This is a genomic window from Arthrobacter sp. Ha26 (assembly GCF_059091705.1).
On record NZ_JBNHGX010000001.1, the window covers coordinates 687556 to 700412 of the forward strand.

The following is a 12857-nucleotide window of genomic DNA, read 5'->3' on the forward strand; positions in this document are numbered from 1 at the left end:
CACCGGGACGGTGGCCCGCGTCAGGATGGTGGCCTGCGTCGGGATGGTGACCCGTCCCGCGATTCCCGCCCACCACGGCCCAGTGCGATTGCCGGCTACGAGGACTGGCCCGGCTACGTCCAGCAACACCCCCGGTACCAGGCCGCTGGCGAAGCGTCGCAGGAACTGGCGGACGTCCTCGGCGTGCCCGCGGCGCTGCGGACCCCTGAGGTGACGGTCCACTGGGATAGGACGCACGACGGCGTCACCACCTCCCAGCTCAGCTGGCAGTTGGGCTTTGGTCCCCGCAGCACCGGCTGGCTGATTCGGCCGGCGGGTGCTGCCGGTCCCCTGCCCGGCGTCCTGGCATTGCACTGCCATGGCGGGAACAAGTTCGGTGGCGCAGACCGGTTGGTGGAACTCCACGAGTCCCATCCCTCGGCGGAAAACGCGCGGGCCGGGCACTACGACGGCCATGCACTCGCCACTGACATCGCGCGGCGCGGCTTCGCCGTTTTGGCCCACGACGCTTTCGCCTGGGGAAGCCGCCGCTTTAACCTCGACGTCCCGCCCTGGCGGACGGCCTCGGCACTTGAGGCGAGGCGGGCGCAATGGCGGGAGGACGGCGTCGTGCCTTCCGAAGCCGAGGTGTACAACGCCGCGGCCGGATTCCACGAAGAAACCGTCGCCAAAACCGCAGGCCTCCTCGGAACCAGCCTCGCCGGCATGGTGGCCCATGACGACCTCGCAGCCCTGGAGATCCTCGCCGGACTGCCCGGGGTGGACCAGGACCGGCTGGGCTGTATGGGGTTCTCCGGCGGCGGCGGCCGTTCCCTTGCCCTCGCCGCGCTGAGCCCCCGGATCCGCAGCTACGTGGTGACCTGCATGATGACCACGTTCCAGTCACTGCTGCCTGCCCACCTGGATGCCCATTCCTGGCTGCTGCAGACTCCACGCCTGTGGCGGCTGGGCGACTGGCCGGAGCTGAGCGCACGGTCAACAGCCGGCCGCCTGCTGGTCCAGTACGCCTTGGCCGACGAACTCTTTCCCGAAGACGGCATGCGCGAGGCCCACGCCATCCTTGAGTCACTGCACCCACCCGGAACCTACACCGGACGCTTCTGGGCCGGCGGGCACGTGTTCACGTCCCGCATGCAGGACGAAGCACTGGACTTCCTCGCCGCCACACTTCATCCTCAATCCAACCTCACGTCGGCATCGACCCCAAGCTTCTGATCCACCCCAGCTTCCAGTCCACCTCCAGCCTTCAGCCTTCAAGGACCATCCTCATGATTCAACAACCCGCCACCGCGGAGAGCAGCACGCAGCCCGCCGGTGACAACCCGACCGCCCCTGATCGGGTGGCCGTTCCACGCATAGCGCTGGTAGGCGTCCACGGCTTCGGTGAACAGCATCTGGCCAACCTGGCCCGGCTGGAGGAGGCCGGCGTCGCCCAACTTGTCGCCGTGGCGGACCCCAACCCGCCGGCGCAGGGACGGCTGGCAGACTCCGTAGCCGTCTTCGATGACCTGGCGCAGCTGCTGGCCGCGGACCCGGGCGTCGACGTGGTTATTCTTGCCACCCCCATCCAGACCCATGCTCCCTTGGCCCTCGCCGCTTTGTCAGCGGGCAAAGACGTCTATGTGGAAAAACCGCCCGTGGCGTCCCTCGCCCAGTTCCAGGAGGTGCTGGCAGCGGCCGAAGCCGCCGGACGGCTGGTTCAGGTGGGCTTCCAAAGCCTTGGCTCCCACGCGCTGCCTGCCATCCGGGCACTTGTTGAATCCGGCGGCATCGGCGACGTCCTCGGGCTGAGCGCAACAGGGCAATGGGTACGGAGCAAGGCGTACTTCAAGCGGTCACGCTGGGCGGGGAAGCGGAGCCTGGATGGCATCGACGTGGTGGACGGCGTGGCAACCAACGCCCTCGCGCACGCGGTGGCCACGGCGCTCCACATGGCCGGGGCCCGCACCATTGCGGACGTGGACTCGGTGGACACGGACCTTTACCGGGCGCACGATACCGAGAGCGACGACACCTCCATCCTCCGCGTGCGGACCGCCGGAGGCACTACCCTGCTCTGCGGCCTGACACTGTGCGCGGCGGAGCAGGAAAACCCCTCCGTGACGGTGCACGGCACGCTCGGGGAGATCACCCTGTTCTACACCGAAGATGAGGTGCTTATCACCACGGCCGACGGCGAGCGCCGTGAAACATTCGGCCGCACCGACCTGTTGGAGAACCTCCTGGACGCTCGCTCCACCGGGGCCCCTCTGCTCTGTTCCTTCCCGGACACCGGCGCTTTCACCACGGTGCTCGAAGCCATCCGCACCGCACCGGCACCGCAGGAGATCAGCCCTGACCACATCACGTGGGAGGGCGAAGGCGACGAGGCCCATCCCGTAGTGCACGGCATCGGGCCCTTGCTCGAGCGGGCCGCCAAAGCACAGGCCACGTTCGCTGAACTGGGCGTGCCCTGGGCCCGGAAAGTGCCACCAGTGCGCACGCTGACGGTGGACGGCCACGGGGTTGCAGAGTACCAGGACGGCAGCCGCATCCGTGCGGTCTCTTCCCCGCGGCCGTACCTGCACCCGGTCCGGACCCTTGCCGGAACCGTGGTCACCGATCATCAACCGCTGGACCACGTGTGGCACCTGGGCGTCGGGGTGGCCCTGCAGGACGTCGACGGCATCAACTTTTGGGGCGGCCGTACCTACACGCGCGACGCCGGACAGTACATCTGGCGCCCGGACCATGGCACCATCACCAGCACGGCCACCTTGATGGAGGAGGCCAATGCGTTGACAGGCAGCCGGGAAGGCCGGCTGCAGGAATCCCTCAGCTGGAACGGACCCGACGCCGCCACGGTCCTGGTGGAGGAACGCACCTGGGCCTGGTCCGGCGTCGACTCTTCCACCTGGCAGCTCTCCCTGGACTTCGCCCTTTCCCCCGCCGGCAACCATCCAGTGAGCCTGGGAAGCCCCGGCTCCAACGGCCGCCACGAAGGCGGCTACGGCGGATTCTTCTGGCGGCTGCCCGGATGCGACGACGCCACCGTCTGGACGCCCGCGGGCACCGGGGAATCCGAGGTTCATGGCTCCCTGAGCCCTTGGCTCGCCTGGGCCGGGACATTCGGGGCGGGAACATCCGGTGCGGGAACACCGGGGGCCGGGACAGCAGAGGCGGCAACTTCCAGCTCGGGCAGCGCCACGCTCGTTTTTGTGGCCACGGAGGGTTCCACAGACCCCTGGTTCGTCCGTGTGGACGGCTACCCGGGGGTGGGCCAGTCATTGGCGTGGGGCGCACCGGTCATCGCTGAACCCGGCAGGCCCGTCCAACGCAGCATCACCGTTTTTGTGGCCGACGGCATCCTCGGCACAGCAGACATCGAAGCATTGATCAACCGGCAGGGGAACCGTTCATGAGCCAGACAACAGCCGACACCACACGGATTGCGGGCAGGGTCGCCCCAGCCTCCACGGAAGACCGCGCCGTCAAGCGAAAACGCGTCCTGGATATCCTCGACGCGAAAGGCCGGGATTCCCTGCTGCTGACCACCAACACGGCGCTGACCTGGTACCTGGATGGCAGCCGGGTGCACATCAGCCTGGCCGGCGATCCAATCGCCGCGCTCCTGGTGGACCGCGAGGGCGACCACCTCGTCACCTTCAACAACGAAGCCGCCCGGATCGCTGCGGAGGAACTGCCGGCCGGCGTCGCCCTGCACACGGTGCCCTGGTACGGCAACCTGCACGAGGCCGCTGCCGCCGTCGGTACCGCTGGAGCTGGCGCAGATGGAGCTGGCCCTGCTGGAACAAGCGCAGACGGAACGGGCACCGCACCGCTGGCCGAAGCAGAAGTGGCCGAGGAACTCCGCGCGGCCCGGCAGCGCCTGCTCCCGGCGGAGAGCGAACGCTACGCCCGCCTCGGTGCCGACGTCGCCGTGATCATGACCGATGTCCTCGCCTCGGCCCGTCCGGAAACCACTGAGTTTGAGCTGGTGTCCGCGCTGGCCGCCCGAGTGGTCGCCGCCGGTGCGGAGCCGCTGGTCCTGCTGTGCAACGGCAGCAGCCGGAGTGAATTCAGGCACCCGCTGGCCACCCACTCGCCCCTGGGCCGCCGCGCCATGGCCGTGGTGTGTGCGCGCAGGGACGGCATGGTCGCCAACATCACCCGCTGGGTAAGGTTCGACGGCGGCACCGCGGAAGAGCGCGACGCCGAGGCGCGCATCGCAGCAGTGGAAGCGGACATCTTCGACGCCACCGTCCCCGGCGCCCGGCTGGACCGGATCTTCGCGGAGATCAAGGCAGCCTACGCCCGGCACGGCTTCGGCCCGGACCAGTGGGAGCTGCACCATCAGGGCGGGCCTGCCGGTTACGCGGGCCGTGATCCCCGGGTCACCGCTGCCGCAACGGACACCGTAGTCCTGAACCAGGCCTTTACCTGGAATCCGTCCGGGCCAGGCGTCAAGATCGAGGACACCGTCCAGCTCGCCGAGTCGGGCCTGCAGGTCCTTACCGTCGATCCACGGTGGCCGGTTAACACCGTCAACGGCCTCCAGCGGCCGGACACGCTCCAGCTGTAGGAAAACGCTCTCCCAGCTCCTGCAACAAAACGAAAAACGCTCTCCCGGTCGCCGCGGTAGTCCCGGCAGCGACAGGGAGAGCGTTTCGGTTAAGCCGACGTCAGGTGAGAGACGGTTGCTGAGGAAGCACCAATTCCCCGTCCACCCGGCGCGGGATGCCGAGCGGGTTGCTCTCGAGCAGCGCCGGGTGAAGCACCGTTTCCGGTGCATCCTGGTAGGCGACCGGGCGCTGGAAGCGGCGGACCGCCGTCGCGCCCACCGAGGTGAAGAGCGAGGTGGTGGCCGGGTAGGGTCCGCCGTGCTGCTGCGCCCAGCTGACGGCCACGCCGGTGGGCCACCCGTCGAAAAGGACGCGCCCGGCGAGTTCCGACAACTGCTCCACGAGCGCGGAGATGTCCTCCCCGGGCTGGGCGTGCACCGTGGCAGTCAGGCTGCCCGGTACTTTGGCCAGCACGGAGGACAGTTCGTCCCGGTCCTTGTATTCGATGAGCATGGTGGTGGGCCCGAAGCACTCCTCGAGCAACTGCCCGGGGTTTTCCAGGACATTGGCGGCCGTAGTGGAGAAGACCACCGGAGCTGCCCCGTTGGACACCGCGTCCTGGTCCACGCTTCCGCTGACCACGTCCACACCCTGCACGGAGGAGAAACTGCGCAGGCCGTCGGGGTAGGCCTCAGCGATCCGGCTGGTGAGCATGCCCAAGGCCGGTTTGTCCTTGCTTGCCTCTGCCACCTGGGCGGCGAAATCGGTTCCGGCCGGGATGAACACCAGCCCGGGCTTGGTGCAGAACTGCCCCGCGCCCAGGGTGAAGGACTCGGCCAGGCCCTCGGCAAGCTGGCCGGAGCGTTCCGCCAGCGCGTCTGCCGTGACAACCACCGGGTTCAGGCTGCCCAGTTCCCCGTAGAACGGGATGGGTTCCGGGCGGGTCGTGGCGAGGTCGAAGAGGGCGCGGCCGCCGGGGATGGAACCGGTGAAGCCCACCGCTTTGATGGCCGGGTCTTGGACCAGGGCTGTTCCCACCTCACGCCCTGTTACCAACGCAAAGATGCCTTCCGGTGCGCCCGCTGCATGGAGCGCCTCAGCCACGATTTCAGCGGTCCGCTCGGAGAGGCGCAGGTGGCCTGAGTGGGCCTTGACGATCACCGAGCAGCCCACCGCCAGCGCCGAGGCAGTGTCGCCACCGGCCACAGAGAAGGCGAACGGGAAGTTCGACGCCGAGAAGACCGCCACTGGTCCGATGGGTCGCAGGATGCGGCGCAGGTCGGGCGTGGGTGGAGTGGCGTCCGGGTTTGCGTGGTCAATCACGACTTCAAGGTAGGAGCCCTCGGTGATAACGCGGGCGAACAGGCGCAGCTGCCCGCTGGTCCTGGCCACTTCCCCGGTGAGCCGGCCGGCGCCGAGGCTCGTCTCGGAATCGGCGATTTCCACCAGTTCGGCGGCATTGGCGTCCACAGCATCGGCCACGGCGGTGAGCCAGGCGGCCCGCTGCGCGTCGGAGGCCGCCGCCGAGATTTTGGCGGCAGCCGCGGCCGCGGCCGTGAGCTCGGACAATGAAAGCGTTGCAGTTGTCACGTCAGGTACCTGTTCTGTGGATGTGCGTTCTTCGTTGCGGTGTGTCCGGGAATCTACGTGTCCGGGAATCTACGTGTCCAGGAATCTACGTGTCCAGGAATTACGGCGTCCAGAAAGTTACAGCGCCAGGGCATACGGCGCGCGTCCTGTTTACAGGTCCACCCGGAAGCGGAAGCCCAGCCCCTGCTGGTCGGTCAGTGCCACCTGGCTGTTGCTGAACTGCACCGGCGACGGGCCCGCCAGGATCCCCAGCTGTTCAAAGGACGCCTCCTCCACGTCTTCCACCAGGGTGGGTTCCGCGAGCGTCAACGCCAGCTGGCCGGACAGCTCCGGAAGCAGGTGCGGCATCACCTTGATGCTGTTGGTCCGGGCCAGTTCAACGATGCGGCGGAACGGAGTGATGCCTCCCACCCGGATGATATTGGGCTGGACGATGTCCACTGCTTCCGCCTCTATGAAATCGCGGAAGCGGTAGATGGTGTGCAGGTTTTCACCGAGGGCGATCGGCACGGGCGAGTGCTTGCGGAGCCTCCGGTAAGCCCAGAGGTCGTCAGCGCGGATGGGTTCCTCGAGCCACTCCAGGCCAAACCCGGCGAGGACATCGAGGGCGCGGAGCGTGGTGGGCAGGTCCCAGCGCTGGTTGGCGTCGATCATCAGCTTCCGGCCCGGGCCCAGGACGGAGCGGACGGCGGCAACGCGCTCAGCGTCCTCACGGATGTCCCGTTTGCCCACCTTGATCTTTACCGCCTGGTGCCCGGCGGCGACCCAGCGTTCCGTCTGGGCTACGAGCTCATCCAGGCTGTAGTGCAGGTTCACCCCGGAGCCGTAGACCTCGGCGGACTCGTGGCGTTGCCCCAGAAGTCCGGTGACGGAGGTGTGGGCGCGGCGGGCCTGGAGGTCCCAGAGCGCCAGGTCCACTCCGGCCATCGCAATGGTGGTCAGTCCCCCGCTGCCGGCCTCGTGCAGGCGTTTCCACAGGGCGTCCCAGACCACCTCAGGGTTGGCGGGCAATCCGGCGATGAAGGGCGCGATGTCGTAGTCCAGTAATGCTTTAACTGCCTGGGGGCCGATGGTGGGCGTCCAGGAAAATCCGTGCCCCGCACCGCCGTCGTCCGTGTGGATCTCCGTGGCGATCACATGGTTCTCGGGCGCCTCAACGCCCCAGCTGCGGCGCAGCGGAACAGTGATGAGCCGGCTGGAGAGGCCCGTAATGCGCGGTACTGTGCGGACCGCTTCGGCGGCCGGGGCACTCATCAGCGGCCGGCCAGCTCGTAGCCCTTGGCAAGGATGCTTTTCAGCTGCACCAGCTGCTCCTCCGTGGGGTCAACCAGCGGCGGGCGCACGGAGCCCACCGGCAGGCCACCCAGGCGCAGGCCTGCCTTGATCAGCGAAACGCCGAAGCCGGGGGTCTGGTCGCGGAGCCGGACGAGCGGTGCGTAGAAGCCCTCCAGCAGGGCATTGCGGCGGTCCTCATCACCGGCCATGTAGGCGTCGTAGTAGGCCTTGGCGATCTCCGGTGCCATCGCGAACGCGGCCGAGGAGTAGAGCGGGATGCCGAGGCCGCGATAGGCGCCCTGGGTCAGTTCTGCAGTGAGCAGGCCGTTGAAGAACGCGAAGTCCTCGCGTCCGGTGGCCTTGACGGCTGACACGATCTCCTGCGCCAGTCCCACATCCCCCAGTCCGTCCTTGAAACCAACCACTTTCGGGTTGGCTGCGAGCCGGGCCATGGAGGCGGCGGTGAACTTGGCATTGCCGCGGTGGTAGACGATCACCGGAAGGCTGCTGGCATTGGCCACGGCTTCGATGTAGGCCACGAGCCCGTCCGTGGGGCCGGTCACCAGGTAAGGAGGCAGCACCAGGAGGGCGTCGGCACCGGCCTCTTCGGCAGCGCGGGCGGAGGCGATGGCGTGTCCCAGCGGACCGCCGGCGCCGGCTACCACCGGAACCTCTCCTGCGACAACCTCGACGGCGGCCGTCACCACGGTGCGGACCTCCTCGATACTGAGGGCATGGAATTCGCCGGTGCCGCAGGCCGGGAACACGCCACCGGGCCCGAACGGAAGCCGGGAGCTGATGTGCTCCTTGAGCAGTTCCACGTCAACAGCACCTTCAGCCGTAAACGGGGTGACGGGAAAGAACAGTACGCCGTCGAATTTCATGGTGTCTCCTTGGCTCCGCTGCCGGCAGTGGCCAGCGCGGAGTTCTCGTCGTTGAGGGTGGGGCGGGACTTGAGTTCTGTACGCCAATTGCGCGTGGGGTGCCAGCCCAGGAGTTCCTCGGCTTTGGCGATGGAGAAGGCCGGGCTGGTGCCGGTCAGGCCGGCGCTGAGGACTTCGCTTCCGGGCAGGAATTGGGGCATCAGTTCAGCCAGGGGTCTCGTGGCCAGGGCGTCAGCGGCGCCCACGAAGAAGGTTTCACCGTTGGGGATGGACGGCATCTTCTTCAGCAGCAGGTCCAGGAAATCCGCCACGTCCCGGGCATCCACATAGTTGAACAGTGCAGGAGCGGAGAGGGCGGGATCGGCCAGCCGTTCAGCGAGGGTATGGCCCTGCTGCGTCGGCGCGCCGTCCCATTCCTCCGGTGAGATCACAAAGCACGGGCGGAAAGCCGCGTACCGGATCTTCTCGCCCTGTGCTGCAGCGAACGTCTGCACGGTCTGCTCGGCAATGAGTTTGGACAGTGCGTACGCGTTCCACGGCCGTGGCGGTGTCCGCTCATCGAGCGGGAACGACGGCGGCAGCCAGCCCGCCGGTGAACCGTAGCCCAATACCGTGGGGCTGCTGGCCGTCACGATCTTCGGCACCCCCACGTCCGTTGCCGCACTGATCACGGCGAAGGCGAGGCGCGTGTTGGTGGCGAAGATGACGTCCTCGGGCGCGCTGAACGGGACAGCGATCGCCGCAAGGTGGATGACGGCGTCGGGCGTGGTCTCCCGGAGGAGGCGCAGCGCCTCGCCCGGGGCCAGGAGGTCGGCGGTTTCCTGCACGACGCCGGCCGGCAACTGGTCTGCGGGGACGGCGTCGCGGTCCACCGAGATCACCTCATGACCCTTTTCCACGAGACCGGCTACAACGCTGCGCCCCAGGCGGCCGGAGCCGCCGGTGACAAAAATCCTGCTCATGTTATTCCTTCAGATCCGGCGCCGCGGTCACTTGCCGCGGTGGAGGTCGACGCCGAGGTCCAGGTCCTCGATGCGTACGGGCAGGGAGGTCTCGAGGGAGCGGTTGCCGGCGATGCCGACCGAGACGGACCGCAGCCCGTCAAGGTAGCCCGAGGGCCGGCCCAGCGGGTCCTCCCCGGGTCCGTTGAAGAGGTCCGAGAGCAGGAGCTCGTCACCGCCGCCGTGGCCGCCTTCGCCGTTGACGATCGGCACCTCGTAGGCTGCTTCCCAGTGGCGCTGGACCACCAGGCGCTCGCCGTTGCGGCGGATGGCGTCATCTTCCTCAATGGGCGTAGCGCTGGGGTCCACCACGGTCTTTTTGTCCGTGCTGCTGGTAACGGCGGCGCGTTCCACCACCTCCAGTTCGGCGCGGCCTTCGGTGCCGTTGACCGCTACCCGGTAGCCCTCCCAGGGGCTGTGGGCGTTCAGCGAGTAGCTCAGGCGCGGGCCGCCCTGGTATTCCACTACCAGCGCGAGGTTGTCTTCGATGGTGATGCCGCCGGTGAAGACGTCCTGGTCGCGGCGGTAGCCGTCGTAGTGCTCGTTGTCCAGGAAGAGCGCCTTGAGCCGCTCGTCCTCCCGCAGGTCCAGGGTGAAGGGATCCTTTTCAGCGGTGGCCGGGGCATCGGCGTCAGGGGTGCCGCGTTCGGGTCGGGGTCCCAGGCCCCGCTCGGCGGCGTTCTTGTCGCCGTAGAACTTCAGGCCGCCGGAAGCGAAGACCCGCTCGGGGACGTCGTCGATCCACCAGTTGACGAGGTCGAAGTGGTGGGACGCCTTGTGGATCAGCAGGCCGCCGGAGTTCTTCTTCTCCCGGTGCCAGCGGCGGAAGTAGTCCGCGCCGTGGACCGTGTCCAGGACCCAGCTGAAGTCGATGGAGGTAACCTTGCCGATCACGCCGCTTTGGATGATCTCCTTGAGCGCGCTGTTGCGCGGTGAGTAGCGGTAGTTGAAAGTGACCACCACGTTGCGGCCGGTCTCGTGCACGGCCTGGGTGATGCGGCGGCAGCCCTCTGCATCGATGGTCAGGGGCTTTTCGACGACGACGTCCGCGCCGGCGCGCAGTCCCTCGACGATGTAGTCGGCGTGGGTGTAGTCCGGTGTGGTGACGATGACGCGGTCAATGTTGTTGGCCTGGATGAAGGCGGTGAGCTCCGCCGGATCAAAGGAAGCGAGCGGTCCCGGCGCCCCGAGTTCCTGGATCAGTTGCTGGTAGAACTCCACACGGCCCGGGTTCACATCCGAAAATGCGACAAGTTCAGCGGTATCTGAGTGCTTGCCGAAGATGGCGCGGATGTACATCTCGGAACGGCCGCCGGTGCCGATAAGGGCGATGCGGGCTTTGCCGCCGCGTCCGGCTGCAGCGCCAAGGGCGGTGGCAGTCTCCGCGGCTGCTGCCGTCCCTGCAGTACTCGACTCGGCTGTGTTGACCATGAGGTCCCTTTCGAAAGCTGTCTACTGACCGCACCAGCGGCCACTGAGGTCCGAGACACGACGCCTTGCTGCACCTGCGCAAGAAAGCGGTTTCTCAGTTCGTTACTAGATTTGTACCAACCCTGACCGGCATTCGTCAACCATTATGGGTACTGAGAGAAAGCGTTTTCCAGTGACCGCGAGGGGTCCACACGGGTCGAGCGGTAAAAATCTTGCGGGAAAAATTGGGAAAAGGTTAGAAATCGGTTTCCTGCCTCGTTATATGCTGTGAGCAATAAGCCGCCGCAACGGCGGCAGGAATAGGCCCGCCGCAGCATCACGTCCGCGGCAGCAGCAGCACGCGCACGGTCACGGCCCGCGGCGCAAACGAAGGGGACCACCATGGTCAGGAGATCGGCAACCGGCAGGATCGGCATCGCTGATGTTGCCGTCAAGGCAGGGGTTTCCCACGCCACGGTGTCCCGGGTGATGAACGGGAATTTCACAGTGGATCCGGACATTGCCGCGCGCGTCCGGGCGGCCGCCGCCGAACTGAAGTACCAGCCCAACCCCGTCGGCAGGAGCCTCGCCCTAGGCAAGACCGACACCATCGGGATTGTGGTGCCGGACCTCGCGAACCCCACCTTCCAGGCAATCCTCCGCGGCCTGAGCCGGGCTGCCGCCCAGGACGGTTACCGCGTCCTGATCGCCGATTCCTTTGAGGTGTCCAGTGAGGAAACCATCCTTGCCAGTGAGGCCCGCAGGCGCTGTGATGGCCTGGTGCTGTGTGCACCCCGCATGACAGACGCCGAACTGGAGGAAATCGCACCCTCCCTGCAGCCCCTGGTGCTGATCAACCGGACCACGGCGGCAGCGGACGTTCCCAGCCTGGTAGTGGATTACGGGCAGGGCGTGCAGGACCTGGCCGAGCACCTGGTGGATCTGGGCCACACCCGGCTGGCATTCCTTGCCGGCCCGCCCCGCAGCGCGTCCAACGGCATGCGGCTCAAGGGCCTGGAAGCGTTCAAGGCTGCCCACCCCCAAGTGGATGTGCGGATGCTGGAAGGCGGCTCGGACTTCGACACCGGACATGACGCCGTGGACGCGGTGCTGGACAGCGGCGCCACCGGCATCCTCGCCTTCAACGACCTGGTGGCCATGGGCCTGATGAGTGGGCTGCACGAGCGGGGGCTGGATGTGCCCGGCGATATTTCCGTCACGGGCTTCGATGACATCCCTTTCGCCAAATACACCACCCCCGCCCTCACCACTGCGGCCGTGCCCATCACCGAACTGGGTGAGCAGGCCTGGCACCAGCTGCGCGCGCAGATCCGCAAGGAAGAGAACGACGCACCCGGAAGCCGCTACCAGCCCCGCCTCCAGGTCAGGGCCAGCAGCGGACCGGCCAAGGCACCGCGCTCAGCCGTGCACGGCTGACGACGGCCGACTAGGGCTCCAGCTTCCCGGGGCCGAGCCCGGCTTCCCGGTAGTAGCCCTCGATGTGGGCGGCAACAAGCTTTGCCGCCCGTTCGCCGTCGCCATTCCGGACGGCGGCCAGGATGTCATGGTGCTCCGCCCGCAGCCGCGCAGCGGTGGTCTCCCAATCGGGCAGGTTAGCGGTGAGGCGGGACGCGTAGCCGGTAATGGATTCGCGCAGCGACCCCATCATGGCGCTGACCACGGCATTGCCGGCGGCGTCCGCGAGCGCAAGGTGGAAACGGACATCCAGGGCCAGGAACTCATCCACCTCCACCGCTTCGGCGTCCATCTCGTCCAACAGCCGGGCAGCACCTGCCAGCTCCGGTGAGCCGGGCTTGGCGTGGGAGACCGCCCATGACTCAAGCAGCATCCGTGTTTCCACGATGTCCGCCACGGGGAGGTGCTGCGTGGCCACGTGCAGCCGCAACGCTGAGCCGAGTGCCGCCGTCGGATCTGAAATGACAACCGTCCCGGCATCGGGACCGGACCCCACACCCGCCCGTACCACGCCCATGGCCTCCAGGATCCTGATGGCCTCGCGCACGGAGGTCCGGGACACCTGCAGTTGCTCGGCAAGGGAACGCTCGGCCGGAAGCCGCCCACCCACTGCCAGCCGCCCCTCGGAAAGCTCGGTCTCGATCCAGGCGAGGACAAGTTGATGGGTCTTCATGCAGCAA

Annotated in this window: 10 protein-coding genes; 4 read left to right on the forward strand and 6 right to left on the reverse strand. The window is 67.4% G+C overall.

What is annotated here, in order from left to right; genetic code table 11:
• The first annotated feature begins 33 nt into the window (after positions 1-33).
• From AC5RVY_RS03285 to AC5RVY_RS03295, 3 genes are read left to right on the forward strand one after another with little or no spacing between them, the layout of a single operon-like run.
• On the forward strand, positions 34-1215 hold the full coding sequence (locus AC5RVY_RS03285; RefSeq protein WP_493953690.1) for an alpha/beta hydrolase family protein: 1182 nt from the start codon (positions 34-36) through the stop codon (positions 1213-1215).
• Between the two features lie 53 nt (positions 1216-1268).
• Positions 1269-3401, forward strand: a complete 2133-nt coding sequence (locus tag AC5RVY_RS03290; protein ID WP_493953260.1) for a DUF6807 family protein — start codon at positions 1269-1271, stop codon at positions 3399-3401.
• Complete coding sequence (locus AC5RVY_RS03295) at positions 3398-4561, forward strand: M24 family metallopeptidase (RefSeq protein WP_493953261.1); 1164 nt, start codon at positions 3398-3400, stop codon at positions 4559-4561. Before AC5RVY_RS03290 ends, AC5RVY_RS03295 begins: the two co-directional genes overlap by 4 nt.
• 100 nt (positions 4562-4661) lie before the next feature.
• Here the strand turns inward: AC5RVY_RS03295 and AC5RVY_RS03300 are convergent, their stop codons facing one another.
• The 5 genes from AC5RVY_RS03300 to AC5RVY_RS03320 form a co-directional block, all read right to left on the reverse strand.
• The gene (locus tag AC5RVY_RS03300) at positions 4662-6131 is read right to left on the reverse strand and encodes an aldehyde dehydrogenase (NADP(+)) (RefSeq protein ID WP_493953262.1); all 1470 of its coding nucleotides are present in this window, start codon (positions 6129-6131) and stop codon (positions 4662-4664) included.
• 150 nt (positions 6132-6281) lie between these two features.
• Positions 6282-7385 (reverse strand): mandelate racemase/muconate lactonizing enzyme family protein, encoded by a 1104-nt coding sequence (locus AC5RVY_RS03305; protein WP_493953263.1) that lies wholly within the window; start codon positions 7383-7385, stop codon positions 6282-6284.
• A complete protein-coding gene (locus AC5RVY_RS03310) occupies positions 7385-8290 on the reverse strand; it encodes a 5-dehydro-4-deoxyglucarate dehydratase (RefSeq protein ID WP_493953264.1) in 906 nt (301 codons plus the stop codon). Before AC5RVY_RS03310 ends, AC5RVY_RS03305 begins: the two co-directional genes overlap by 1 nt.
• Positions 8287-9252 (reverse strand): NAD-dependent epimerase/dehydratase family protein, encoded by a 966-nt coding sequence (locus tag AC5RVY_RS03315; protein ID WP_493953265.1) that lies wholly within the window; start codon positions 9250-9252, stop codon positions 8287-8289. The genes AC5RVY_RS03310 and AC5RVY_RS03315 overlap by 4 nt, the downstream gene beginning before the upstream one ends.
• Before the next feature lie 27 nt (positions 9253-9279).
• Positions 9280-10722: a Gfo/Idh/MocA family oxidoreductase gene (locus AC5RVY_RS03320; RefSeq protein ID WP_493953266.1), complete on the reverse strand. Its 1443-nt coding sequence runs from the start codon at positions 10720-10722 to the stop codon at positions 9280-9282.
• Between the two features lie 381 nt (positions 10723-11103).
• Here AC5RVY_RS03320 and AC5RVY_RS03325 point away from each other — a divergent pair, with 381 nt between their 5' ends.
• Entirely contained in the window at positions 11104-12138 is a 1035-nt protein-coding gene (locus AC5RVY_RS03325; RefSeq protein WP_493953267.1) for a LacI family DNA-binding transcriptional regulator, read from the forward strand.
• Between the two features lie 10 nt (positions 12139-12148).
• Here the strand turns inward: AC5RVY_RS03325 and AC5RVY_RS03330 are convergent, their stop codons facing one another.
• Complete coding sequence (locus tag AC5RVY_RS03330; RefSeq protein ID WP_493953268.1) at positions 12149-12850, reverse strand: FadR/GntR family transcriptional regulator; 702 nt, start codon at positions 12848-12850, stop codon at positions 12149-12151.
• Between the last annotated feature and the right edge of the window lie 7 nt (positions 12851-12857).

Excerpts from the sequence above, each read along its gene's own strand:
- AC5RVY_RS03290 (WP_493953260.1), top strand. The coding sequence starts at position 1,269 with ATGATTCAACAACCCGCCACCGCGGAGAGCAGCACGCAGCCCGCCGGT.
- AC5RVY_RS03295 (WP_493953261.1), top strand. The coding sequence starts at position 3,398 with ATGAGCCAGACAACAGCCGACACCACACGGATTGCGGGCAGGGTCGCC.
- AC5RVY_RS03305 (WP_493953263.1), bottom strand. The coding sequence starts at position 7,385 with ATGAGTGCCCCGGCCGCCGAAGCGGTCCGCACAGTACCGCGCATTACG.
- AC5RVY_RS03310 (WP_493953264.1), bottom strand. The coding sequence starts at position 8,290 with ATGAAATTCGACGGCGTACTGTTCTTTCCCGTCACCCCGTTTACGGCT.
- AC5RVY_RS03315 (WP_493953265.1), bottom strand. The coding sequence starts at position 9,252 with ATGAGCAGGATTTTTGTCACCGGCGGCTCCGGCCGCCTGGGGCGCAGC.
- AC5RVY_RS03320 (WP_493953266.1), bottom strand. The coding sequence starts at position 10,722 with ATGGTCAACACAGCCGAGTCGAGTACTGCAGGGACGGCAGCAGCCGCG.
- AC5RVY_RS03325 (WP_493953267.1), top strand. The coding sequence starts at position 11,104 with ATGGTCAGGAGATCGGCAACCGGCAGGATCGGCATCGCTGATGTTGCC.
- AC5RVY_RS03330 (WP_493953268.1), bottom strand. The coding sequence starts at position 12,850 with ATGAAGACCCATCAACTTGTCCTCGCCTGGATCGAGACCGAGCTTTCC.